Consider the following 25343-nt stretch of genomic DNA (forward strand, 5'->3'; position numbering starts at 1 on the left):
ATTGGCGGCCGTCGGCGTGCCGGTGAAGGTCCGCGTCGTGGCGTTGAAGCTCAGCCAGGCGGGAAGCGCCGAGCCGTCGGCGGCCAGTGCCGTGTAGGTGAGCGTCTCGCCGCTGTCGACATCGGTGAACGTGCCGGCGGGGAGTGCAAGCGAGAACGCGGTGCCCACCGTGGCGTTCTGGTTGGAGGTCTGGACGGCGAGCACCGGCGCGTCATTGGCGCCATGAACGGTGACGGTGAGCGTCGCCGTGGCGATGGCGCCGGCGGTGTCGCGCATGGTGTAGCTGAAGGCATCGGTCAGCGTGTTGGTCGACAGCCGCAAGGCCTGCACGGCGGAGGCGCTCTCGTTGACGGTGTAGGTGTAGGCGCCCGACGCATTGAGCACGAGGCTGCCATAAGTGCCGTTGAGCGCCGTGCCGAGCGTGCCCGTGGTCGCGCCGAAGCTGACCGCGCTGACGGCCTTGGTATCGCCGCTATCCGGATCGGTGTCATTGGTGAGCACGTTACCGCTGGCGGCCACGCCGCCCGAGCCATTGGCGACCCCGCCCTTCTCGGTGGCATCGCCCGCATCGGCAACCGCAGTCGGAACCGTGTTGCCCGATGTCGACGGGTTGAAGATCACGTCGACCCAGTAGTTCGTCGCCTCGAATGTGCTGGTCGGGAGGCTGCTACTGCCATAGCTGTAAACGCCGTTGCCGCTGGCAGGCGCAGTCAAGGGACCGCTGGTCAGATTAGAAGTGAAGTAATTGGCAGTGCTCGAATAGTGGCCTGTGTCGGTGTGATAGGAGGCCGTGTAGGTGGCGCCCACCGTCAGTGCAACCGGGCTTGAGAAATACGCGGTTTGCCAACCGCTTGCTGTTTCGTTGCTGAAGGTGAGGGTGGCAAGCCTCGTTCCAGTGCTCGACCAGAGGGAGCCGGTATGGGTGCCGGTGTCCTGACTACCCTTGTAGAAGCGGATACCACTGACGGTACCAGCCGCCGAGGTCTGGAATTTGACCCCGAGCTCGACCGCGGCGGCGTCATTGGTGTTCACAATCGCAGGCGTCGCACTCCCCGGAAAGAGCGACACGTAGGTCGGCCCGCTGACGACGACCGTGCGCCCCGCCGATGGGGTTTCAAGGTTTATGCTGTCGTCGACGGCGCGAGAGCGAATGACATAGGTGCCCGCAACCTGTGGCGACCAGGTATACGTCCAGTTCTCATCGCCGGTCGCTGGATGCCAGCTGGCACCGTTGTCCGTCGAAACCTCCACTCCAGCGACCACGCCGCCGACATCCGAAGCAGTACCGGAAATCGTTACGTTGGTCCCAGGCGAGACAGTTGCCGGCGCCGTGAGGGTGGAAGTCGGCGCTGTGAGGTCGGTGGAGGCGGTCGCAGCAACGAGCCCGGACTGCAACGTGACAGGCTGGATTCCCATGTCCGCAAACAGATTTACCATTGCCTGCTGGACGCGCGGGTCGGTCGGCGTCCCCTGAAGGTCGTGATTGTCGCTCAGACCCCAGGACCAGTAGACGGTTCCGGCGCCGAAGACCAGCGCTCCGCTCGGAGCGCGGTAAAGAGTGAGATTGTGGGTCGAGACGCCGTCACCGGTCGTATTCCCGTAATCAAGAAGATAGGTGCTTACCGGAACTGTCGTCGATGACAGCTTGACCAGCCCGGCGGGATCGAAGCCGTTGTCGACCGCTTCGTCCCATTCATATCCGAGGTAATTCTGCGTCAGCGTCGCCGTCTGCCCGGCCTGCAGGTTGGCGACGCTCGTGTTGCGCCAGAAGCGGAGGTTGGCGTCGTCATAGGGGACCTTGATCGACTGCAGATTGCCGCCGACGTCGTCGACCTTGAACAACTGGCCGGTGAGGGAGTTTTCGGGGTTTCCTCCGCCGACGGCGGGCGGACTGAGGCGCGGATCGCGAAACGTCCCGGTCCACTCACTGGAAGGATCGATGCTGGCGCCGGGCGACCAAGTCTCCTTGTAGGAGATCATCGTGCGGTAGGCCGTGGCGTCTGCGCTCAGGCTGTTGCCCCAGCGGGTGCGCCAGTAGACCTCGTTGCCGCTCCAGAACTGCAAGTTGACACCCGCATCCCGGGCGGCCTCGACATTGGCCCGCTGCTGACCCGACCAGTACTCGTCATGGCCCGCATCCACATATACGTTGTGATTGAGTAGCAGGCTGCCGTAGCGGTCCACATCGACGCCCGACATGTAGGAGACGTCGTAGCCGTTCTGCTCCAGCCAGTAGATGCCCGCATACTCTGCGCCGAAGAGATAGTCCTGCGGGCCGGCAAACGTGCCGATGCCGCCGCGCGTCACGATCGGCCTGTTATAGCTTAGGGCATAGGCACGACCGGCGCCCTGTCCTGTCGCCGGGCCGTTGCCGCCGTAGAAGTTTGCGCCACCCCAGCCGTTATAGGCCTGCCACGTCTCATCTGCCGTCTGGAAGACGACATCGCTGTGGCTGTCGTCGTCGCGCACGATGAACGGGATCTGGTTCTCGCCGAAGGTGCCGTCCTGACGCACAAGCTTGGCGATGTAAACGCCGGAGACCGCGTCCTCCGGCACGGCCCAGGACGCAGAGACAGCCCAGTTGCCGGCGTCGACGAGGCCGGTCGACGCATCGCGCAATGGGTCTGGCTGCGCCTGCAATCCCGTGTGCTGCATCGTGGCGACCTTGCGCGCACCCATGCCGCCATAATAGCCGAGCCGGTAGATGTCGATGCGATAGTTGGTGGAGTCCGTATCGATCTTGAAGCTGATCGTCTTGCCGTTGTCGACACTTATATCGGTCGCAAAACCCTCGATGTTGGAGCTGCCCGAGCCGTCGATCCCCCACTCGCTCTCGGGATTGCCCTGCTTCTGGTTTTCCGCGACGACTGGATTGACGGCCGCTGCCACTGCCGCCAGGCTCTGGGTCGCGGCTCTCGAGGTCACCGTCGGCGGCGGACTGGTGACCGAGCCGGAAAGGATGCCGACACCCTTCGATGTGCCGGTTCCCGCTCCGGCCTCTCCGCCGCCGGGCAGCGATCCGGTCCACGCCGCCGACTCGGCCCAATTTGCCGTACCGGTCCATCCCGAGAGCTGGGTCAGGTTCCTGCCCAGAAGCGGGTCGCTGATCGAGGCGCCCATCGAACTCTTGCCGGCGGAAACGTAGTCAGGTCCATCGATCAGCCGTGTCCCCGGCAATTGACCGTCCGGTTGAAGCATGCTCTGGCCGGGTGCCCACTCTAGAATGTGTGTTGGAGACGTAAAATAGCCGCACCCGCAAACACCGTAAGGCAAGCCAAACGCCAGAAAAGACGGAGATCCGGAAATGTGCGCTGTGGTCTTGGCGGAGGGTGCTGATTCCAGGATGACGACGTTGCCTGAGGCGGCAGGTTCGACCGCCGCGCTGGTCGCTCCTCTCCCCGCCGCCGTCAGTGAGTGACTTTGCAGTGCGGGACTGTGCAGAAGAAATGGCCCCAAGGGATCGCCGCTTATGCGGCTCATGCCCGCTCCGCCGACAGGCAGCTTCAATGCCGTGCGAAATGAGCTCGCGGCGGTATCCCTTGTGAATGGTGCAACTGCGTCGGCAAACGAAAGCGATGCCCGATCGGCATCCACGTGTCGATACACGTCGGAGACCTCATCGCCGGCCTGCTCCCCCCGGTCCTCATCGAGCGAAGAATCGTTGAATATCAGGTCGACACGAGTGCCGATCTTGTCCCAATCGGCAACTTGCACGGTCGATGCGAGCTGCGAATAGTCCTCGCGTTTATGAACAAACCTGCGCGGCTCGGCCTCTTGCCCGGTGGCCAGCCATCTGGGAGCCAACGAGTCTGGCAATAGTGACCTGGAAGTCCACCGACGAGCATAGCGATACATGGGCTGACCCTCTCGCGAAAATGGTCGGAATCAATACGGACCGAACTATGGGTGATCGTCAGAAGCATAGTCGAAATGGCACAAAATGCATTGTACCCACTTCGGCGTAGATCACCGACCAATCGATGTTTTACGAATACGAACGAGGTGAGATTTGTCTTTTCGTCTGATCGTGATTGGACTTCGTGGCGCGTCGGAGTCACGCTCCCGTTTGGCAAGTTTCGATGGATGGACCACCTACCGTACGAAAAGGAGGTTTCGATGAAGCACCGCGCCCTTGAACAACTCCAGACCGTCGCCAATGTGGACTTCGACTATCCGCGCCCGACAATGTCGCGCCGTGAACGCATTGAACGCTGGGCCGATCTTCTGGAACGCAGTTCACACCGCTCGCTATCAACCCTGTACGAGACCGAATACCAGCCGGCCAAGGAGCGTGCGGTCATTCGCGCCGACGATTCGCCGATCTCTGTAGCGTTTGCGGACCCTGTTTTGCGATCCGTCGGATTGGAAAGCGACACCTATGGCGAGGCCCAACGGTTCTTCGAACTGAGCGATCATCAGTTGCACAGGATCGTCTGCTTTTGCCATTTCGGAGAGAGGGTCAGCACCGTGACGGCCGCCCGTCATGTCCGAGCACTGATTGCCGAGGGCGATCGAACCGGCATAGTGGCCCGACTACGCAACATTTTCGCGTGGTAGGTTTCACCCAACGCAGGGCGGCGAATTGCTCCTCGTTTGGCCGGATCGTCCCTTGTTGCTTCGATCCGGCCACCGCGGCGCGTTGGCGACCCTAGACCTGCAAGGCGAAGATGCCGGTATTCGATAGGTGCCGGCCGCGTGGCCTATCGGGAACAACCTTGGACGACAACGCCGACCAGCGCGGGAACGCCCTACGGGACTGTGTATTCACGCGTCTTCAACGCGCTGGGGTTGATGGCGGTTTTCAGCCGGGCCTTGCACCGCATTTTCAACCGGGAATATCCGCGGATGGAGGAAGCCCTTCCGTTCTGCGCCATGCGACCACGTCGATACGCACATCGCACAGACGGGGCAAGCACCGGTCTTCGAATGTCGTACGGCGAGGCGTTCTGCCGGGCACCATCCATCCATCCCAAATCGCGTCCATTTCAGCAAATGATTTGAGATCACGCAGCCAGATATTGGCGTGGATCAATTCTGACTTGTCAGTGCCTGCCTGCGCAAGCAGGTTCCCGATGCGATGCAGAATCTCTCTCGTCTGCGCGCCAACTCCAGAGCCCGCGGCATCGGTGGCAAGGTGTCCGATGAGGTGTATCGTTTGAACCGGAGAGACCCCATCCACAACGGCTCTCCCGATAGTCATAGTCGTGCAATCCTTGATTTGTGGCCGTGTGGAGAGATGCTCGCCGAGAAGGCAAACTGGTGCTTGTCGCGGCCCTTGAATAGGGCGCTTTATTTTTGACCGGTATAACGGGATCTTAAGGGCGGTCGGCCATCGCAGTGTGACGCGAGACGAATTCAACGAGATAGCGAACACCATCCGACACATCCGATTGTGCATAAAAGCCGATCTCGATGCGCACGCCGCCAGGCAAATCGGTCGACTTGTCGAGTGCGCGACATCCCTCTGGGATTGTCGCTGCAAGCATCGGGCCAATACCTATGCCGACCCGCACCGCGGTGGCCATGGCGACCAAAGTCGATGCGACACAGGCGATTTTCCATTTGATATTTCTTTGCGATAAAGTCGCTATGGTCCGAACATTCCAAGGGCAGCTCTCATCAAACATGATGACCGGCAGGGGCCTGCTTGCGTCAACGACAAAATCTGATCTGACAGCCCAGGTCAGATATTCTGTCCAGATCAAGATTGGCTTTCTGGCAAGAACGGTTATGTCGCAGACTGCGAGATCGAGTTTTCCGTCTTCGAACATTTCCGCCAGGCGTCGATTTGGCTCAACAATGATGTCGATGTCCACCTTTGGGTTTTGAACCCTGAAGTCCCGAAGGATATCGATCAGACGGCTGGCGGCAAAATCCTCCACGACTCCGAGGCGGATCCGACCCTCGATCATCTTTCCGGTAAGCCTTTGTCCGACCTCGTCGCTGAGCAAGACGATTTCCCGCGCATAGGCAACCATGATTTGACCATGAGCGGTGAGTTCAAGCCCTTTGGAAGAGCGGGTGAAAAGCGTTACACCGACAAGTTCCTCGAGCTTGCGGATCTGCATGCTGACCGCCGCCTGGGTTCGATGCAATTTTCCCGCCGCACCGTTGACGGTTCCTATTTCTGCGACCGTCAGGAAGGCGCGCAACAGATAAGAGTCTAGATCAAGCATGGATGAACCGCGATTTTGCCGCTGCTGAGGACGCTGATCGTGGCATCGACAGCTGCGGCCGACATTGAACCTTCTCCCGTCCAGGCGCAACGGGGCTTTGCCCCTCGCCAAGTTGCGCGACCGGCAGGTGGTCACCTCAGTCGCAACGCGAAGCGACTAGCGATTAAACAGGACACACGCTTTTGGCGGCAAGGAGACCGCGACCTGCTGCCCACGCACGAACGAAATGTCCGGACGGTTCGGACAGGCAGAAACGACACGGTCACCACTGGCAAGCTCGACAAAGACGTGCTGGAAAGCCCCCAGCATCACGATCTCTGCAACGCGTCCTGGCATGCCCTGTGTCACGGTGTGGCTAGCGGTTGACGATATCTCGACGCTCTCGGGTCGCACGCAAACCTCGCGCATGACGGCACTTTTGTCTGGCGAAGCAACCGGGAACTCCCATCCAGACTCCGAACGAAACCTTGATATTGCTCCGTTCGACGCGACGATCGATCCCCTGATCCAGTTTGCTCGACCCATGAAGTCCGCAACGAAGCGCGAATTGGGACGCCAGTAAACGTCGTCGGGCTTACCCGACTGCATAATGGCGCCACGGCTCATGACGAATATTCGCTCTCCAAGGCTCATGGCCTCTTCCTGGTCGTGTGTTACCACGATTGCGGTTGAACCGACCGCAGCGAGAACGTCTTTCAGCTCGGTGCGCAGTTCGTGCCGAAGCTTGGCATCGAGGGCGGAAAGAGGTTCGTCAAGGAGGAGGAGGCTCGGGTGCGTCGCGAGAGCTCGGGCCAAGGCTACACGCTGTTGCTGTCCCCCACTCAACTGATGGGGACGTCTGTGCCCGAAACCCGATAGCTGCACAAGCTCGAGCATCTCAGCAACGCGGGCAGGGATCTCGGTTGCCGGGTGACCTCGGTGGCGAAGCCCATAGCCGATATTCTGCTCGACCGTCATGTGCGGGAAGAGGGCGTAGTGCTGGAAAAGCAGGCCGACGTTACGCTCATAAGGCTTCAAACCGGCCATGGACTTGCCCGCGATCGTGATCGTGCCGCTGTCGGGCCGCTCAAAACCGGCGATAAGACGAAGGATCGTGGTCTTGCCGCAACCGCTCGGACCGAGCAGAGCGATCGTTTCGCCCGGGGCAACGGAAAAGGATATATCACCGAGCGCAACAGTCTCGCCGAAGCGCTTGCCGACGCCTCGAAATTCAACCGCAGACATCATTATACTCTCCTCATGAACGAAACAGGCCCTGGCCGACGACGTTGTCGAATCCGACGAGCCTGTCGAGGACAACGATCAGCATCACAGTTGCTGCCATCAGGATCACAGCTGCGGCAGCTATCGTCAGGTCGAAGGCCGCACGCATATTGCTGACGAGCGTGACAGGCAGGGTCGTTGAGGATGGGTCACTCAGGAAAAGACTGATTGAGACGTCGTCCATCGAAATGGCGAATGCGAAGATCGCCCCGGTGATAATGCCAGTCCTCATTAGCGGTATCGTAATGGTCCAAAACGCTTGGCGTTCCGTCGCGCCGAGAATCATTGCAGCTTCCGTCAATCGCTTGTCGCTGCCAAGAAGACTGGAAAGGCTCGTCCTTATGCAATAGGGCACGGTCACGATCACGTGCCCAAGAAGCATGCGCGCAAAGCCATTCGTGATACCGGCCTTAGAGAGGAAAAGCAGCAAACCGAACCCGATAACGACAGGCGGAACGACCAGCGGCGACAGGAAGGCCGATGTCAGTGCCGCCTTTCCCGGAAAGTTCCTGCGCACGAGGCCGACAGCTGCAGCTGTCCCGATCGAGACAGACAGAAACGTGGTCAGCAGGCCCAAAATGATGCTGGTGCGAAGGCTGGTTAAAATCTCCGCCTGCGAGACAAGTCGTTCGAACCAGTGAAGCGACAGTGCGGGGGGCGGCAGAGGACCGAGATAGGACCTCGCGTCGAAAGCCATCAGGCACGTCATCGCCAACGGGATCGCGAGAAACGCCAGCCCAAGGCCGATCACGCCGTAGGCGAGAACACTGGCGATACGGTCGCCAAATCGCTTGCCAAGAGAACGCAAGGTCATCTGGAGCCCTTCCACGATTGCGCAAACGTTATGAATGCGATCACCGCAAGTGCAGCGGCGAGCATGACGAGCGAGATCGCAGCTCCGCTTGGATAGTTGGCGATGTCGCTGAAGCGCGTGTAGATCACATTCGACATGAAGAGAACGCGCCCTCTCCCGAGCACCATCGGAATGACGAATGCGCTGATCGCAAAAGTCAGTGAGACAAGGGTGCTCGAGACGAGGGCAGGCAGGCTGAGCGGAAGCGTAATCGACAGATGAGCTTTCCAACCGGGCGCTCCCAGCGATTGGGCAGCGTCGAGGAGGCGTGGATCAATCGACTGCATCGCCCCCATGAGTGTCAGCGTCGCGACAGGTATGATCGAGTGAACCAGTCCCGCGATAACGACAAGATTGATGTACTCTCGGCTATTGGGCGAAAAGCCGACGCTTAGAAGCAGGGGCCGCAAGATACCAACCGAGCCGAACGTCAGTTCGATCGCGTATGTCTTGATCAAGACGCTCGACAGCACGAGCGTGATGAGAAAGCCAAGCGTAAGAGTACGCATGCGCACTGAAAGCCGTCGCACGATGAAGTAGGCGAGAGGAAGGGCCACGAGCTGCCCGACGATTGCCGCCACGCCACCGATCCAGAATGTCGTGATCAGGACGTTCACGAAAGCCTGGTTCGCGAGCTCATGATAGTTCTGGACCGTCGTCACGGCGCCTTCGACGGAACCGACGCGCCCCGGCGTGAATTGCTTCAAGCTTTCGATGGCCAGATTGATCAGCGGCGAAAGAAAACCGAAGGCGAAAACCACCAGGGCAGGGCCAAGTGCCATGGCCGTGTCGCGGTAATCCGAAATTGAGATGGCGGCAGATCGCCGCGTGGCTTTGGTCATGATCAAACAGCCTATTTCCGTCCGACGAGCGCCAGAAAGACTCTCGAAGACGCGCCGTCGCGCCTTCGAGACCTTCATCGCAATTCTTTAAAGCAGCGGCGCGATGTCCTGCTCCCAGCGCTTGGACCAGGCATCCTGCTGTTCAAGAACGACGTTGTAGTCGGGAACATAGACGGAGCCGGCGAACTCGTCGGGAGTGAAGGCGAGATGCTTCAGATTGTCGGGAGTCGTTGCCTTGGCATTGAGTGGTGCTTCGCCTGCCACCTTGGCGTAAAGCCCGTTCATCTCCGGGCTGATGGCGAAGTTGACAAAGTCCAGGGTCGCCTTCGTATTGGGTCTATTCTTCAAGACCCCGAAGCCGCTCTGATAGAGGAATGTCTTGAAGTTGGCATCCTTGGTAAAGCGCGTAACGGGGAAGTTCTTTGCCACCGCCGCCCAGCCGGGTTCCGCAAAGAAGCCAACCGACGTTTCACCCGACGTCAGCGAATTGGTAAAATCGATGTCAGTGACGGCGACACGACCAATGTTTCCCGATTTCGCGATCTCCTTCATCAGCTTCCAACCTGGCTCCATGTTGGTTTCGCTACCTCCTGCATGGAGTGCGAGTGCCACGATCTGCAACATCATGCTCTGGGTTGGCCCAGGCCAGCAGATTGCTCCTTTCAGCTCGGGGCTGAGAAGATCGTCGATCGTCTTGATGACCCGAGGCGCTGTGTCGGTTCGTGCCCCGAAATACATGCCCCCCACCGCGCGAGGCACGGCCTTTATGTTGTCCTTGGCATCACGAATGATGATTTTTTCCGGGATATCGGCAAGGTTGGGAATGTCTGCAGGATTGATGGTCTCCAGCCAATCTTCTTTGACCATGCTGTTGAACGAGCCCTCCCATCCGGCGACGTAGTCAAAGTCGACACTTGGCCAAACCGCCTTTATCTTCGGCAGAATCGCGCCCGCCCCACCCTGATGGAGTACCCAGTTGAATGTCGCCGCGTTCTGGGTTGCCGCCACTTGCTTCATGGCTTCGACAACATCTCCGCCCCATTCGACTGCTGTAAGATTAGCGCTCGTCCCTGCGGCCGCCGGCCGTGCAAGTCCAGCAATCGTTCCGGCAACTCCGAGAGCCACAGCGGATCCCATGAAACGGCGGCGTGTCATAGTGTGCAACATGGTCAGTTCCCTTTTTGTGGCCATCACGATGCGGCCTTTTGTTCTGGGGGAAGACTGCTTGGGCGTTGTTGCCGGCGGTAGTGGGAAAAACTTCGCTGGGCTATAAGATTTTCTGAATGTGCGCCCCCTCGCATCGCTTCGCCACGCTGAGTCCGGGTATCAGGAATCGTTATAGTCGCTCTTGAATTTTCGAGGTTCCAAAGGGTTGCGCCAAAGCGAAGGATGGCACCGCGATATCAGAACCGTGGAGCTTATCTTGACGATTGACCGGGATTTTCTGGAGGACTTGCGCAACCGCTTCGGCAATGCGGCCGGCGGCGAAATGCAAGATCCACACTTTCGCGAAGTTGCCGCAAGCGTCTTCAAGGACGGCGACAGTCGCAAATGGCCTTTTGCGGACCCGGCAACATTCCTCGACGCGCCGTTCATAGAAAACGGCCTGCGGCCGGACATTCTTGATGCTCTGGACGTCGCCTTGATCGGTGTGCCAATGGATCTTGGTGTGACCAACCGTGCAGGCGCACGACTGGGGCCGAGGGCAGTTCGGGCAATCGAGCGGGTGGGACCCTATGAGCACGTCCTTCGGGTTGCGCCGATGGGTAAGCTGAAGGTTGCCGATGTCGGCGACGTGCCGATGCGGAGCCGGTTTGACCTTGCTGGATGCCATGCAGACATTGAAGCATGCTACCGCATGATTTCCGGTACCGAGGCGATACCCTTGTCGGTAGGCGGGGATCATTCCATTTCCGGTGCCATCCTCAAGGGCCTCGCGCGCAATGCGCCAGTGGGCATGATCCACATTGACGCCCATTGCGATACGGCGGGGCCTTACGAGGGTTCGAAATTCCATCACGGAGCTCCCTTTCGAGAGGCCGTACTTGCCGGGGTACTTGATCCTCGACGCACGATCCAGATCGGCATCCGCGGCGGTGGCGAGTATCTCTGGGAATTCTCCTTCGCCTCCGGCATGACGGTTATTCATGCCGAAGAGGTCGCGGAAATGGGCGTCAAGGCTGTGATCGCCCGCGCTCTCGAGGTGGTCGGATCCGGCCCTACCTATCTCAGCTTCGACGTTGACAGCCTTGATCCTGCCTTTGCGCCCGGAACCGGAACCCCTGAGGTCGGAGGCCTTCTTCCGAGGGAAGCTCTGGCCATTTTGCGGGGTTTGCGAGGGATCAATCTCGTTGGCGGTGACGTCGTGGAAATCGCGCCGCAGTATGACCCGACCACCAATACAGCGCAGATAGCCGCCCAGGTTCTGTTCGAACTTCTGTGTCTTGCGACGTTCAGTCCGTCCGCACGCGGGCGCGCCGCCTGATGCAGAGGTGAACCTCCATTCAAACCAACCAAAACATCCAAAAAGGGGAACAAACATGACAATTTACCGAAAACTAGGTCGCACTGTCGCTGCTGCCGCTGCATTTGCTCTTGTGGGGTTAGCTGCCCATGCGGACGAACTCGCCGACATCAAGGCCGCCGGCCAGATCAGTGTCGGCATATTCTCCGATTTCCCTCCATTTTCCTCGGCCAGTGCCGACATGAGCATCAAGGGATACGATATCGATGTTGCGCAGGACATTGCCGACAGTCTTGGCGTAAAGCTCAACCTGGTAAGCGTCACCGGGCAAAACCGGATCGCCTATCTGAACGATAAGCGCGTCGATATCCTGATGAGTGTCGGCTATTCAAAGGAGCGGGCGGAGGTCATCGATTATGCGGCTGCATACGCCCCATATTACATCGCGGTCATCGCCCCAGCAGCACTCGCGATCAGCAACAAGGACGATCTGGCCGACAAGACGATTGCCGTCAATCGCGGGACGCTCGAAGACACCTCTTTGACGGCTGCCGCCCCTGCGTCCGCAACGATCCAGCGCTTCGAGAACTACAACTCCGTCATACAGGCCTTCATCTCAGGCCAAACGCAATTGATGGTTGTCGGCAACGACGTTGGAGCGCAGGTCCTGGCCCGGCAGGATGCGTTGAAGCCGGAACAGAAGTTCCAGCTCCTAACGTCGCCTTCGCATATCGCTCTTCGCAAGAGTGAGGAAGGTCTGAAAAAGGCAGTCAACGACGTGGTCGCCAAGATGGTGGCCGAGGGAAAACTCGACGCAAGTTCAAAAGCCTGGCTGAAGACGCCGCTCAATCCTGAAAACCTCAAGGACTGACAATCATGAGCGCTCCAACCCGCGGAAGGAGTGGAGATGACCTATAGCCTTGGATTCGACTGGCTTTGGGGCAGTGCAGGAGCGCTTGCTTACGGCGCGGGCATGACGCTTATGCTGATTGCCTGCACCACGGTCCTGGGGACGGTGCTCAGCGTTTTCGGTGCGGCTGCCCGACGAGGGCGGTACGGCTGGCTGCGACGGGCTGTCGGCATCTACGTTGAAGTGATCCGCAACACCCCGTTCCTGGTCCAGCTGTTGTTCATCTTCTTCGGACTTCCCACTCTCGGAATCCGTCTCGATCCGGTGACCGCTGCAATACTCGCCATGACCCTGAACATGGCGGCATACACCACCGAGGTTGTTGGCGCAGGGCTCGATGCTATACCGAAAGGGCAAGGCGAGGCAGCACGCGCGCTTGGGCTCAAGCCCAGGCACGTGTTTTTCAAAGTTGTGTTGCCACAGGCGCTCACCATTATCTTTCCGGCGCTGACGAGCCAGATCATCATCATGATGCTGGAATCGGCTGTGGTCTCGCAGATTTCCGTTCGAGAGCTGGCGCAGGAGGCCGACCTTCTGCAAGCGCGTACCTTCCGTTCTTTCGAAACGTATCTTGTCGTGACGATGATCTACCTTGYGATGTCGGCAAGCCTCCGGCGTTTGCTCATTACCGTCGGGCGGCGCTTTCTTGGAGCCGGCGTGTCATGATTGAATTCACGTTATGGGATATTGTGCGCAACCTCGCCTTTGCGACACGTTGGACGGTTCTCCTGTCGATCGCAGCCTTCGCCGGCGGGGCTGCCGTCGGGCTCGCGATCCTGTTTGCACGGATATCGAAAGCATTCTGGCCACGCCGTCTGGCGTCGGGTTACATAGCGCTGTTTCAAGGCACTCCGCTCCTGATGCAGCTATTCCTGATGTTCTTCGGGTTGCCCATGCTGGGTTTCCGAATAGAGCCATGGACGGCTGCCGTGTGCGGTCTGACGTTCTATGCCAGTGCATATCTCGCCGAGATCTGGCGAAGCGGTGTCGAAGCGCTGCCACGCGGCCAATGGGATGCGGCGGCGAGCCTCGGGTTACACCGTTTGCAGGAGCTGCGGCTCATCATTCTGCCGCAGGCTTTTCGCATCACCCGTGCGCCCACTGTCGGTTTCCTTGTGCAATTGATCAAGAGCACAGCCCTGACGTCCATCCTTGGCTTTGAGGAGCTCATGAGAACCGCGAACGCTATAAACAATGCGACCTTCGAACCGTTCAAAGTCTATGGCTTGGTCGCAGTCATCTTTTTTATGCTCTGCTATCCCCTGACCCAATACGCACGGATGCTCGAGAAGAAGGCTCCAATTCACTGAGCGTGCGCCGCGCAAGACTGTCGATTTCCAGTCGCGCTGGAGGAAACGTGTTCACCCCATTCGACCGGCAAGTCGGTCGTTCAAATTCCACGGGAGGCTATTTCAATGATCGATACGCGAATTCGCATCCTTGATGCTGAGGTTACGTGCGCCCTTCTTCCCTTTGCGCCCTTGATAGAAACCTTGCGGCGCGCCTTTGCGGAGGGTTGCATTGTGCCGGTGCGCCACCACCATACGATTGCAAATCATGGGGAACCAGATGCGACCCTGCTCCTGATGCCTGCCTGGCATGATACCCAGCGCTCTTCGCGCTATCTCGGCATCAAGATCGTCACCGTCTTTCCTGGAAATACGGGACGCGGAATTCCCGGATTGACATCGACCTATATGCTCTACGACAGTCTAACAGGCGAGCAACTTGCGCTCATTGATGGAAACACCATCACGACGCGCAGGACCGTGGCAGCATCGGCGCTGGCCGCAGATTATCTCGCTCGCAAGGATGCCAGTCGTTTGCTGGTGGTCGGCGCCGGGCGCGTGGCAAGCCTCATTCCTGATGCCTATCGCGCAGTTCGGCAAATTGAGCATGTCGACATATGGGATATCGACGCGGCGAGTGCGACGAGACTGGCGCGAAGGCTCGAACAACAGGGGGTGACAGTAGCCGTCGTTGAAGATCTGGAACAGGCTGTCGGCGCCGCCGACATCGTGAGTGCCGCAACGCTGGCTACCACGCCGCTTGTCAAAGGAGAGTGGTTGCGTCCAGGTACCCACCTGGACCTGATTGGCGGTTTCACGCCGGCCATGCGTGAAGCGGATGACGAAGCAATTCGGCGATCTGCGGTCTTTATCGACACCACCGAAGCCCTCCACGAAGCTGGTGACCTCGTCCAGCCCATCAAGGCGGGGGTTTTTTCGGACGAGATGGTGCGTTCAACGCTCGACGAATTGTGCCGTCGGGACCACCCTGCTCGAACCACCGCCGAAGAGATCACCCTCTATAAAGCGGTCGGAACGGCACTGGCGGATCTCGCTGCTGCGACGATGGCATATAGTGAATCGCTTCGCGTCAACTGACGGCAAGGCCAGGCCACGTCGCTTCGCCGAACAGTGGTCTGGCGGACAATGCCGATGGCCAGCTAGTCGACCGCGATCGCTTAAATCATGGGCGACAGCTTTGCTGGTATCGCCTGGGTCTCCTTGCGAGTCGAGCATTCCGGAGAAGGAAACGCCGACGCGCGGGCAACAGACTTCAGCGCCTCACCACGCGCATGACGAGCGAAACCACGAAGAGGACGAGGAAAATGAAGAACAGGATCTGCGCAATCGACGCCGATGCCCCGGCTATGCCGCCAAAACCGAGCACGCCGGCGATCAGTGCAACGACCAGGAATACCAATGCATAGTAAAGCATTTCGAGCTCCTTTTTGATGTAGAAAGGAGAAACTGCGCAGAGTTCGTTTGGTTCCGTAGACGCGCTCGATGTCTTGATTCAGGCGCTGAGCGAGCCTTCCTGATCAGCCAAACTGAGCGGTGCCGCCGTTTACCCGGAATGATCGCTCGCCATCACTTGGCTGTGGCGGCTCGGCAGCCTCCAGATAGGTCCTGACAGGTGCCGTCAGGACGAACCAAAGGCTCGCGCCAAGCAGGAACCAGCGGCCTGCGGGATCATCCGTCGCGACAAGAACCGGCATACAGATCGAGATCAGCAGGATCATCAGGCGAACCGACCATTCAGCGTCCCGTTTCTTAATCGCCAGTGCCGCCAAGGCGCGGTAGGTGCGGACATCGTAGGTCTGCCTGGCCCGACCGGACACAAGTTTCCATGCTGAAGGCAGTGACAGCATTGACAAGGCGCCGACCCCAAGTACGAGGGCGCCGCCAGCAAGAAACTGACAGCTTGCTGCCAGGAGAACGAGAACCACACCAAGGTTCCAAATGGGTTCGAGTTTCGCAGGGGATTGGCGGGTACGGACATGCCAGGCGCGAAGGGACATCGACGCGCCTTGAAGCAATGGTTGGTCAACGTAGCGATTGATGAATTCCATGTTGCGTCCCCTTTGGTCCAGGAAAAGCCCACAGCATGTAATTCCGGCGTCAGCGTGGCGAAGATCCCCGGCGGACGATAAGTTGCCGCTTAGCGCACAGATACTTTGAAGCGCGGGCGTCCATTGCCTCTAAGGATGGTCATGGTCGACCATCCTGTCTTGGCGTTCACCAGCTGGCTGGTACTATGGCTAAATCTGCCCGCGATCGCAGGATCGATGTTATCTCCGGTTCGGATTTTCGGCATCTGTGGCTGCCCTGCAATTGCTCATCGCGCGTCTGACGCTATCGTCCGGTCAAGTGCGGGAGGTATGGATGGTAGCGAAGACTGACTGGCCGAAGGAGCCGATGACCGGCGAGGCGATGACATTGCTCAATGACGTTCTTCGGGAATGGTGGACCGAAAAGGGCCTTCATCCCGGCAGCGAAGCGGTTGCGGCCCAGGCCAGGCTATTGGTGGGCTGGTTCGAATTTGGCATCCGCGACCGGGAAGAGTTCTCAAGTCTTTTGCGAGAAGAATTGACTATGAGGCAATAGCTCCCTCGAATGATCCCCGTTCTCGTCTGTGCCTGGTGCGCCTTGCCACGCAAGCAAGACGCTTCCGCTGTATGGACCGCTCGTTAAAATCGGCCTGCTTGGTCAGCGCCTCATCGTAGCGAGATCTTTCGCCGCCATTGTGGTGCCCATCGGTACCGGATTTCGTCCTGATGCCAACGCAAGGCCTTCCCCACGCTCGGCATCGAGCATGTAGTCCCGTGCCAATGGCAGCGCATCGACGTTGCGCGTCAGCTGCAGTTGCCAGTTCATATGTCCCATTCGGCGGAAGGCGAGTTCGGAGCCGATCAAATAGAACTCGAACATGCGACAGAACCGCTCGTCGTACAGCTTGGCGAGCGTCCCCCGATGTTTCGCGAACCGGTCGCGCCAGTGAGCCAGGGTTTTGGCATAGTGAAGGCGCAGCACCTCGATGTCCGTCGCCCATAGTCCAGATCGCTCCACGACGGACAAGACCTCCGACAGAGCCGGCGAATAGCCGCCTGGAAAAATGTACTTCGCGATCCAGGGGTTTGTGCTGCCTGGACCGTCGGCACGGCCGATGGCATGGATGAGGGCCACACCGTCATCCTTTAGCATCGAGCGCACTTTGTCGAAGAAGGTTCTGAAGTGGTTGATGCCCACATGCTCGAACATGCCGACGGAGACGACCCTGTCGACCTGGCGCGACCATGATCTGTAGTCCATGAGTTCGAACTTCACCCGGTGGTCGAGCCCTGCCTCCCTGGCGCGGGCGCGGGCGGCCTCGAGCTGTTCTGTTGACAGGGTCAGACCCGTGACGCGCGCGTTGAATTCGCGCGCGAGGTAAAGGGCCATTCCGCCCCACCCACAGCCGATATCCAGGATCTCCAGATCGGGCCGATCGAGTCTCAGCTTCGCTGCAATATGCTGCTTCTTCTTGAGTTGTGCCTCTTCCAGCGTTTCCCCGCCTTCGGGAAAATAGGCGCACGAATATTGCCGGTCCTCGTCCAGCATGAGCGAATAGAGACGCGCATCGAGATCATAGTGGTGGGCAACATTACGCCTTGATCTTTGAGCGAAGTTCAGTTGGTCAAGGTGGCGGCGGAACCAGCGCAGCTTTTCCATGAGCTTGTCGAACGGGTGACTGCCACCTTCCATTGAGTTCATCGCCAGGAAGTCGAGTGTCTCGAAGAGACTGCCGGGAGCCGGTTCGAGATCACCGTCCATATAGGCCTCGCCCAGCGCTAGCGCCGGGTTGAACAGCAGACGGCGTTCGGCCCTCTTCGTGCGAATGGTGAGCGATGCATGCGGTTCCTCCCCAGTCCCGAAGACGCGCTTCAGCCCGTCAGGGAACGTAACGGTAAGGGTTCCAATTTTGATCAGATGTTTTAAAGCGAGCTCAAGCAACATTTCCAATACCTATTCATCGTCGGAGCGCAAACAACCGTTCACGCTGGCTGCGTGTCATGCTGGCAATGCTAGAGGCAAAAAGGTTTTGAAGGTCGCCGGCTAAGTCACGTGGCGGCCACTCGAAGGAAGGACTCAGCCCGTCCCGCACCGGCTGGGACCAAGACGGGCCCAGTCTTTGCGCCGGTCACTCCATGCGGTATTCGCTATTTTGCATTCATTGCTCATGGGCAACGTCCAAGCCGGGTGAAGGGTGGCGCGCTGACACGTTTGAGGAGGCGGCCGCCTCCGGCCGTCGGAACGGAAGCGCCGCCAATGCAATTTCGACGACGCGCCGCAGTTCATCACGGGTTCGACCGGCCTTGGCCTGGCAAGCTGTTCCCAGTGCCAGCGTCACAACGAAGCGTGCGAGATCGGCGGGATCACAATCAATCGGCAGATCACCGACGTCCCGGGCGCGGATCAGCCTTGCGCACAACGCGATTTCGATACCGACGCGCCGATCGATCAGCGTCTTTCGGATCGGCTCTGCCTCGTCCGAACAGGCCACGGCACCATTCAATGCCAGGCAGCCGGTCGGTGTTTCCGCATGGGTTTGCGCGTCGACATATCCATAGACCAGTCGCGCAACGGCAACGTCGACCGAAGGCTCAGCCAACGCCTCTTCGATAAAGCCCATGTATTCGGCATCATAGAACTGCAGGGCGCGCCGGAACAGTTCTTCCTTGTTGCCAAAGGTTCCGTAAAGACTGGGACGGGTGATCCTCATTGCATCGGTGAGATCCGAAACGGACGTGCCGTCATAACCCTTTTCCCAGAACAGTCTCACTGCAGATGCCAAGGCTTCTGTTGCGTCAAACTCTTTTGGCCGGGCCATGATGCGCTTCGTCCGTTTCCTACCAATCGGTATGTAACCAGATCCTCTCACGCCTGTCCAGACGTGACGCGAATTTCATACCGATCGGTAGCAATGTCGGTGCGGCGGGCGGGTCACTCGTATCCGTGACCCGCCCAACCCATCTTCCCTCCGCCGGCTCCTCAATCCTTCCCGATCTTGTCCTGCGTCATCGTGTCGAAGTCGGAGGCATCATGGCGTTCGTGAAGTTGCTCGGAAGGGTCGCCCGCCACGCGATTGACCCTACGCCCGCGTTTGACTGCTTGGCGCCCTGCGATCTCGGCCGTCCAGCGCTGCACATTCTTGTAACTCTGGACGTCGAGGAACGCACCTGCATCGCCGTAGGCTTTGCCTTGGGCAAGATTGCCGTACCAGGGCCAGATCGCGATGTCAGCGATAGAATATTCAGAGCCGGCCATGAACTGATTGTCAGCAAGGTGCCGATCAAGCACGTCAAGTTGACGTTTCACTTCCATGGAAAAGCGGTCAATTGCATACTGGATGTGCATCGGCGCGTAGGCGTAAAAATGACCGAAACCGCCGCCGAGATAGGGGGCGGATGCCATCTGCCAGAACAGCCAGTTGATCGTCTCGGTGCGTGCAATGTGATCATTCGGCAGAAAGGCGTCGAACTTGTTGGCAAGATAAAGCAGGATCGCACCGCTTTCGAACACACGGGTCGGCTCCGGCGTGGAGTGATCCACGAGAACCGGGATTTTCGAGTTTGGGTTGACGTCCACGAAGCCGGAGCCGAACTGCTCTCCGTCACCAATCCTGATCAGCCAGGCGTCGTATTCGGCACCCTCGTGGCCAGCTGCCAGAAGCTCTTCAAGCATGATTCCGATTTTCACGCCGTTCGGCGTCGCCAGGGAATAAAGCTGCAAGGGATGCTTGCCTACAGGCAGTTCCTTCTCATGCGTCGCTCCTGCGATCGGGCGATTGATATTGGCAAACTGGCCGCCACTTCCCCTCTCCCAGGTCCACACCTTCGGCGGCTCGTAACCGACGGGAAAGCTGTCAGCGGAGGATTTTTCAGTCATGAAGATTTGTCCTTATTGTGAGAAACGTATGGCGCATGGAGGGCAACCACGCACAAAGGTAAGCGCGACGCGCGGCGGCGCAAGATGTGGAATTACATAGTGCTTCTTCAAAAGCCGGTCGAAGCTTCGGCTTCCCTAATGGGGGCGAACTGAGAAAAAATGTTCTCGCGGTGCTGTGCCATAGTCAGCGTCAGAACGGCCTCGGTGGTGTCGACAGTTGCTTTCCAATGACCTCCGTGTTCTGGAACAAAAGTCACGCATCGGTGTTTCACCACCGATCGCGGGGATCTACATTTCCCGCGATCCCTCCCGGCGGAGAGCCCTTGTTACCGAGAGATCTCCGCCACCGGAGCCTGTGCAAGGCCATGGACTTCGCTGCGCTCCGTAATCACAACCCAGAACAGGGGACCCTTGAGATGTTCAGAACAATCGTACTCGTCGGCGCAGCACTTGGCGCATTGGCATCCTGCACAGCCACCGAGCAAGGAACAGCCATCGGGGCTGGCACCGGCGCAGTTATTGGCGGAGCTGTTTCCAACAGCTGGGGCGGAGCAGCTGTTGGCGCGGTGGCGGGAGGTTTGGCAGGTGCGCTGATCGGCCAGTCGACAGAACATCGCGGCTATTGCGTCTATCGTGATCGTTACGGCCGGACCTACGAAGCACGTTGCCGCTGAACCCTTGCAGGCGTCGCCTTCCTCTTAGGGAGCGGCGGCGACGCCGGCGCGGGCCTGCACGTCTAAGTCATGCGTTGAGGCCGACCGCCTTTCTTTGCGCCCGTCGCGGGACCAGTTGAGCCGCGGTGCGACGAGCGTAATGAAGTCCTGGATGATCTGGCGGTATTCTTCATCCTCGAACTCATAGGGAAGTTCGAGCCTGAGTTCGCTGACGTGGGGCAGGATGGGATCGGCGAACAGACGTTCAAGGATCTCGTCGGACGTGCCGACGATATCACGGGCATAAAGGGTGCGTCGGTCGCCCTGCGGCGTCAGCGTTCGCCCGTCGCGTCCCGCCGCGTAGTCGCGATAGCGCCGTCGTGTTGTTGCGTCGGCACTGTCGATCGGGACAATTACGCGGCCGAGTGCGACCCGTCCCTGTCCACCTGCCCTCCTGTAGGCATCGAGCTGACGGCCTTGCGCGACGAAGAAGTTGTCGGTCTCCTCGCCTGTCGTCACGTTGCCGATCAGGAGATTGAAGCCGTGTTTGCCCGCCCAGCCGGCGGAGCGCAACGATCCGCCCCCATACCAGATACGGTCGATGAGCCCCTTGGCATGGGGCTGCAGACGCGGCCGCTGCGGCCCGAAGGGCGTCTTGATGACGGTGGTCTCGTCACCAAGATAGTGGCCGCGCAGGTTGTCTGCGAACCGAAGCACCCGATCATGCGAGAAGTCGTGTTTCTCCCAGTCGCCGTCGAAAGCGAGTGGCCCGATGAGGTCTGCATGCAGCGGCCGACCGGCACTGAGGCCGACATTCAATCGTCCTCGCGAAAGAACGTCCACCATCGAAAGATCTTCGGCAAGTCGATAGGGACTTTCATAGCCGATCGGGATAACCGCGGTTCCAAGCTGGATACGCTTTGTTCTCTGCGTCGCTGCGGCGAGAAATGCGGTTGCCGACGAAATGCCGGGTTCGAGATGCCGCTGGCGCGCCCAGGCGCTGTCAAAACCCAGCTCCTCGCCAAAGGCAAGCAGTTGCAGTGTCTTTTCCAGACCTGAAAGCGGATCACTGTCGGGATAGTTCCCCGGTGTCAGGAATCCGATATGACTTATCGAAACGGATTGGTCACTCATCATCTGATCCTCACGACTTCGGCAGCCCGGGAGGGTTTGTTTCCGATTTCGGCAGGGCCTCTTCGTTGAGTTGCCAGCGATCGAGGATTTTGGCGTAAACGCCGTTGGCAATCAGCCCGTTGGTGGCGATGGTCAGGGCGTTGGCAAGACCGCTTCCCTTGCGGGTCGTTATGGCAACATCGGAACGCTCGGGCCAGCCGGCACTCAGAGTGCCAACGCGCTTGATGTTCCCGTCGCGGGCGGCGATGTAGACAAGCTGAGCATGCGGCTGAACAATGACATCGGCCCGTCCGGAGGAGATGGCCAGCAGGCTCGCTGCCTGATCGTCGAAGTACTGAAGTTCCAGGGGTTTCAATCCCGCCGCAACATTTTCGTCGTTCCATCTGAGCAGGATGCGCTCCTGATTGGTACCGGCGCCGACGATGATCCGCAGCCCTGCTGCATCCTTCGGTTCCTTGATGGATATAATGGGACTGTCGGTTTTGACAAAGAAGCCGTGCAGACCCTGCCGGTAGGTGGAAAAGTCGAACTTCTCCTTGCGTTGCTCTGTTACGCCGACGTTCGAGATAACGGCGTCATACTTGCCGGATGTCAGCCCGAGCGGCCAGTCGATCCAGGCAACCGGCACCAGTTCAAGCTTCAACCCGAGGCTATCGGCGACAGCCAGTGCGTAGTCGGGATCGGCACCCACAACAGTCTTCGCATCCGTGGCATATGTCGCAAGAGGTGGTCCTCCGGGACTGACGGCGACCGTGAAGCTACCTGGCGCGGCGAACTTGAAATCCTGAGGAATGGCTTCAATTGCCGTATTGTCACGCTCCCCACGGATGCGGCCAGCCTGCTCCGGGCTGAGATCGAAATCTGCGGATTTTGCAGTACTGACAGCAGCGAGAAGAATAGCCGCCACGGCCAAGAGCGAGCTTCGCAAGGTCCAAGTGGTCATGTGTCCACGATCTCCAAATTATGACTGACCATGTGAAGGGCCGGCGCCGTAGGGGGCGCCGGCCGGTGCGACGAGGCTCAGGAGCCACTTCTCGGAAGACCGGGTGGGTTCGTCTGCGCCTTCTCGATCGCCTCCGGCGTGAGCTTCCAGGTCTCGAGAACCCTGTGATACTCACCGCTGGCGATGAGGTCGTTGATGACGTCGGTCAGTGGATCGGCCAGGCCGCTGCCCTTTCGGGTGGTGACAGCGATCTCAGCCGTGATGGGCCAACCGCCGCTGACGGTACCGACCAGCTTGGTCTTGCCGTTGATGCCTGCCGCGTAGGCCTGGGTGGCATTGACGCTGAACACCGCATCTGCGCGACCGGATTGCACTGCCAGATCCTTGACCGCGTTGTCGTCGTAGTACTGGACCTCGATCGGCTTGAGGCCGGCGGCAACATTCTGCCTGTCCCATTCGAGCAGGATTATTTCCTGATTGGTTCCGGCATCGGTGATGACCTTCAGCCCGGCAATATCTTTCGGCTCCTTGATTGCCGCTATCTGGCTATCAGCTTTGACGTAGAAGCCCAGTTCATCCTTTCGATAGGTAGAGAAGTCGAACTTCAACTTCCGTTCTTCGGTAACGGTGACATTGGAAATCACCGCATCGAATTTGCCCGAAACCAGTCCAAGCGGCCAATCCGCCCATGCGACCTGCACCAGCTCGAGCTTTCTTCCGAGGCTGTCTGCGACCACCTGGGCCAGATCGACATCATAGCCAATGACGGTCTTGGAATCGGACGCGTAGTCATGCAGCGGCAGGTTGCCGCTTGTGCTGATGCCGATCGTCAGAACGCCGTCATTGACGAATTTGAAGGTCTTCGGCACTTCGGCGATCCGTTTTTCATTCTTGGCGACTCGCAGCCGGTTTGGCTGCTCCGGGCTGAGATCGAAGCCGTCGGCTGCCTGCACGGACCCGATCGCCAGCGCAGTAAAAGCAATCGCTCCTGCCATCAGAAGTTTTGTCTTGTGTAGAAAATCCATTTCCCGTCTCCGTTTTCACGTTGTGGTTGCATGCACTGCCATACTCCACCGACGGCCTGACGCGGCGGAACAGTTCAAGTCATTTCGGTCAGAGGACTTTTGCGAGGAACTCGCGCGTGCGAGCGTGTGTGGCGGTTGCGAATATTCGCGATGGCGGGCCCACCTCGATCACATTGCCGCCGTCCATAAAGACCACGGTGTCAGCCACTTCGCGCGCGAAGCCGATTTCATGCGTCACGATAATGAGCGTCGTGCCGGTGCGTGCCAGCTCCTTGATGACATCGAGCACCTCGCCGACCAGTTCCGGGTCCAGCGCTGAGGTTGGCTCGTCAAAGAGCAAGACCTTGGGGCGAAGAGCCAATGCACGGGCGATCGCAACACGCTGCTGTTGTCCGCCGGAGAGTTGGCGAGGATAGGCATTGATCTTGTCTGCGAGACCGATACGGGAAAGCAGTTCCCGGGCCTGGCAGATCGCGTCATCACGACCGGTTCCGCGCACCTGGACAGGCGCTTCGATGAGATTTTCCAGGACGGTCATGTGCGGAAACAGATTGAAGTTCTGGAACACCATGGCGATGTCGGCGCGACGCTTCAGGATATCCTTTTCCTTGAGCTCGAAGAGCGTGTCGCCGTGCTGTTGGTAGCCGACCAGTTCGCCGTCGACAGAGATGAACCCGTCGTCGACGCGCTCGAGGTGATTGATTGAGCGCAGAAGCGTCGACTTGCCGGAACCGGATGGCCCGAGGATCACGGTCACGCTTCCGGCCGGAATGGTGAGTTCGACGTTGTTCAGAACCTTCAACGGGCCATAACTCTTGGAGATACCGTGAATCTCCACCTGTCCGCCGTCACTGATCGCGGCCGCGTCCTGGAAGCCCGCCCGACCCACGGCATGCTCGACGGCGGAGCGTTCCGGGCGCGCCGACCTGAAGCGCTCGCGCAAGGCCCTAAACGGGAGTGGAACCGGATTGCGCAGTGCGCCTTTGGCAAAGTAGCGCTCGATATAGTGCTGGGCAATCGACAGCACGGTCATGATGATAAGGTACCAGACCGTAGCGACCATCAAGAGAGGGATGACTTCCAGGTTGCGGCGATAGATAACCTGAACGGTGTAAAACAACTCGGGAAGCGCCAGAACGTAGACCATCGACGTTCCCTTCGCCAGCCCGATGATCTCGTTGAACCCCGTCGGGAGGATGGACCGCATTGCCTGCGGCAGGACGATCCGAAGGGCCTGGCGGTGACGGGGGAGACCGAGGGCCGCTGCTGCTTCGTGCTGGCCCTGATCGACGGAAAGGATGCCGCCGCGGACGATTTCGGCAAAGAAGGCAGACTGATTGAGTGTCAGGCCCAGGAACGCAGCCGCGAACGGTGTCAGCAACTGAACCGTAGGATAGCTGACGAAGATCGTGTCGGTGAACGGGATGCCAACGGTGATGGTCTCGTAGAGGTAGCCGAGGTTGTTGAGCACCAGCAACAGAACGATCAAAGGGATGGATCTCACGAGCCAGATGTATCCCCACGATAGTCCTGCCAGCAGCGGCGACTTTGAAACCCGGGCGAGAGCCAGAAATGTTCCGAGAATTGATCCGGAAATGGCCGCGAGTGCCGTCAAAAGCAACGTCCTGCCGAGCCCCACCAGAATCGGTTCGGCGAAAAACCACTCGGCAAAGACGCCCCATCCCCAGCGTGGATTTGTGAAGGTCGAATAGACGATGGTCGCGATGACGACGGCCGCAAAGACGGTGCCCGCAAGGCGGCCAGGATGGCGCGCCGGCACGATCTTGTAGCGAGAATAGTCCTGCTTTCGGTGGACCGTTTCAACGCCGATGTTGGCGCTCGGGAACTCTGTCGTCAATGCCATCG

At 59.2% G+C, this 25343-nt stretch carries 24 protein-coding genes; 8 read left to right on the forward strand and 16 right to left on the reverse strand.

The genetic code is table 11. The features are described 5' to 3' along the window. Positions 1–3855 (reverse strand): N,N-dimethylformamidase beta subunit family domain-containing protein (locus tag AC1D2R_RS28500; protein ID WP_477972701.1); only part of this gene is annotated, 3855 nt, incomplete at its 3' end. Positions 3856–4116: 261 nt separating this feature from the next. On the opposite strand from AC1D2R_RS28500, the gene AC1D2R_RS28505 reads away from it, so the two are divergent. After that, a complete protein-coding gene (locus AC1D2R_RS28505) occupies positions 4117–4557 on the forward strand; it encodes a hypothetical protein (protein WP_477972702.1) in 441 nt (146 codons plus the stop codon). A gap of 268 nt (positions 4558–4825) precedes the next feature. Here AC1D2R_RS28505 and AC1D2R_RS28510 read toward each other — a convergent pair whose 3' ends face one another. The 6 genes from AC1D2R_RS28510 to AC1D2R_RS28535 all read right to left on the reverse strand — a co-directional run bounded on the left by AC1D2R_RS28510 (position 4826) and on the right by AC1D2R_RS28535 (position 10301). Beyond that, positions 4826–5200, reverse strand: a complete 375-nt coding sequence (locus AC1D2R_RS28510) for a Rid family hydrolase (RefSeq protein WP_477972703.1) — start codon at positions 5198–5200, stop codon at positions 4826–4828. A gap of 115 nt (positions 5201–5315) precedes the next feature. Beyond that, a complete protein-coding gene (locus AC1D2R_RS28515; protein WP_477972792.1) occupies positions 5316–6176 on the reverse strand; it encodes a LysR family transcriptional regulator in 861 nt (286 codons plus the stop codon). 156 nt (positions 6177–6332) lie between these two features. After that, a complete protein-coding gene (locus tag AC1D2R_RS28520) occupies positions 6333–7403 on the reverse strand; it encodes an ABC transporter ATP-binding protein (protein WP_477972705.1) in 1071 nt (356 codons plus the stop codon). A 10-nt stretch (positions 7404–7413) separates the two neighbouring features. Further along, the gene (locus AC1D2R_RS28525; protein WP_477972706.1) at positions 7414–8253 is read right to left on the reverse strand and encodes an ABC transporter permease; all 840 of its coding nucleotides are present in this window, start codon (positions 8251–8253) and stop codon (positions 7414–7416) included. Continuing rightward, complete coding sequence (locus tag AC1D2R_RS28530) at positions 8250–9134, reverse strand: ABC transporter permease (RefSeq protein WP_477972708.1); 885 nt, start codon at positions 9132–9134, stop codon at positions 8250–8252. Before AC1D2R_RS28530 ends, AC1D2R_RS28525 begins: the two co-directional genes overlap by 4 nt. Positions 9135–9221: 87 nt before the next feature. Beyond that, positions 9222–10301: an extracellular solute-binding protein gene (locus tag AC1D2R_RS28535; RefSeq protein WP_477972710.1), complete on the reverse strand. Its 1080-nt coding sequence runs from the start codon at positions 10299–10301 to the stop codon at positions 9222–9224. A gap of 256 nt (positions 10302–10557) precedes the next feature. Between AC1D2R_RS28535 and AC1D2R_RS28540 the strand changes: the two genes are divergently transcribed. From AC1D2R_RS28540 to lhpI, 5 genes are all read left to right on the forward strand, one after another. Then, positions 10558–11619 (forward strand): agmatinase, encoded by a 1062-nt coding sequence (locus AC1D2R_RS28540; RefSeq protein ID WP_477972712.1) that lies wholly within the window; start codon positions 10558–10560, stop codon positions 11617–11619. 55 nt (positions 11620–11674) lie between these two features. Further along, complete coding sequence (locus AC1D2R_RS28545) at positions 11675–12469, forward strand: transporter substrate-binding domain-containing protein (protein ID WP_477972713.1); 795 nt, start codon at positions 11675–11677, stop codon at positions 12467–12469. Between the two features lie 36 nt (positions 12470–12505). Further along, complete coding sequence (locus tag AC1D2R_RS28550) at positions 12506–13174, forward strand: amino acid ABC transporter permease (RefSeq protein ID WP_477972715.1); 669 nt, start codon at positions 12506–12508, stop codon at positions 13172–13174. Continuing rightward, positions 13171–13818, forward strand: a complete 648-nt coding sequence (locus tag AC1D2R_RS28555) for an amino acid ABC transporter permease (RefSeq protein ID WP_477972717.1) — start codon at positions 13171–13173, stop codon at positions 13816–13818. Before AC1D2R_RS28550 ends, AC1D2R_RS28555 begins: the two co-directional genes overlap by 4 nt. 105 nt (positions 13819–13923) lie before the next feature. After that, positions 13924–14895 (forward strand): bifunctional Delta(1)-pyrroline-2-carboxylate/Delta(1)-piperideine-2-carboxylate reductase, encoded by a 972-nt coding sequence (lhpI, locus tag AC1D2R_RS28560; protein ID WP_477972719.1) that lies wholly within the window; start codon positions 13924–13926, stop codon positions 14893–14895. 175 nt (positions 14896–15070) lie between these two features. On the opposite strand, the gene AC1D2R_RS28565 is transcribed toward lhpI, so the two are convergent. Beyond that, complete coding sequence (locus tag AC1D2R_RS28565) at positions 15071–15232, reverse strand: DUF1328 domain-containing protein (RefSeq protein WP_477972720.1); 162 nt, start codon at positions 15230–15232, stop codon at positions 15071–15073. Positions 15233–15335: 103 nt separating this feature from the next. Further along, entirely contained in the window at positions 15336–15866 is a 531-nt protein-coding gene (locus tag AC1D2R_RS28570; RefSeq protein ID WP_477972722.1) for a hypothetical protein, read from the reverse strand. 313 nt (positions 15867–16179) lie between these two features. Between AC1D2R_RS28570 and AC1D2R_RS28575 the strand changes: the two genes are divergently transcribed. Continuing rightward, on the forward strand, positions 16180–16401 hold the full coding sequence (locus AC1D2R_RS28575) for a hypothetical protein (protein ID WP_477972724.1): 222 nt from the start codon (positions 16180–16182) through the stop codon (positions 16399–16401). Between the two features lie 102 nt (positions 16402–16503). On the opposite strand, the gene AC1D2R_RS28580 is transcribed toward AC1D2R_RS28575, so the two are convergent. The 3 genes from AC1D2R_RS28580 to yghU form a co-directional block, all read right to left on the reverse strand. Then, complete coding sequence (locus tag AC1D2R_RS28580) at positions 16504–17790, reverse strand: class I SAM-dependent methyltransferase (RefSeq protein WP_477972726.1); 1287 nt, start codon at positions 17788–17790, stop codon at positions 16504–16506. Positions 17791–18004: 214 nt separating this feature from the next. Continuing rightward, positions 18005–18664: a TetR/AcrR family transcriptional regulator gene (locus AC1D2R_RS28585; protein WP_477972728.1), complete on the reverse strand. Its 660-nt coding sequence runs from the start codon at positions 18662–18664 to the stop codon at positions 18005–18007. A 161-nt stretch (positions 18665–18825) separates the two neighbouring features. Further along, entirely contained in the window at positions 18826–19722 is an 897-nt protein-coding gene (yghU, locus tag AC1D2R_RS28590) for a glutathione-dependent disulfide-bond oxidoreductase (RefSeq protein ID WP_477972730.1), read from the reverse strand. 416 nt (positions 19723–20138) lie between these two features. On the opposite strand from yghU, the gene AC1D2R_RS28595 reads away from it, so the two are divergent. Then, positions 20139–20396, forward strand: a complete 258-nt coding sequence (locus AC1D2R_RS28595; protein ID WP_477972732.1) for a YMGG-like glycine zipper-containing protein — start codon at positions 20139–20141, stop codon at positions 20394–20396. 24 nt (positions 20397–20420) lie between these two features. Here AC1D2R_RS28595 and AC1D2R_RS28600 read toward each other — a convergent pair whose 3' ends face one another. From AC1D2R_RS28600 to AC1D2R_RS28615, 4 genes are all read right to left on the reverse strand, one after another. Beyond that, positions 20421–21509, reverse strand: a complete 1089-nt coding sequence (locus AC1D2R_RS28600; RefSeq protein ID WP_477972734.1) for an LLM class flavin-dependent oxidoreductase — start codon at positions 21507–21509, stop codon at positions 20421–20423. 10 nt (positions 21510–21519) lie between these two features. Next, complete coding sequence (locus AC1D2R_RS28605; RefSeq protein ID WP_477972736.1) at positions 21520–22452, reverse strand: ABC transporter substrate-binding protein; 933 nt, start codon at positions 22450–22452, stop codon at positions 21520–21522. A 77-nt stretch (positions 22453–22529) separates the two neighbouring features. Beyond that, a complete protein-coding gene (locus AC1D2R_RS28610; protein ID WP_477972738.1) occupies positions 22530–23477 on the reverse strand; it encodes an ABC transporter substrate-binding protein in 948 nt (315 codons plus the stop codon). A gap of 88 nt (positions 23478–23565) precedes the next feature. After that, positions 23566–25341: an amino acid ABC transporter permease/ATP-binding protein gene (locus AC1D2R_RS28615; protein WP_477972740.1), complete on the reverse strand. Its 1776-nt coding sequence runs from the start codon at positions 25339–25341 to the stop codon at positions 23566–23568. Between the last annotated feature and the right edge of the window lie 2 nt (positions 25342–25343).

The organism is Rhizobium sp. P1_C7 (genome assembly GCF_056406295.1).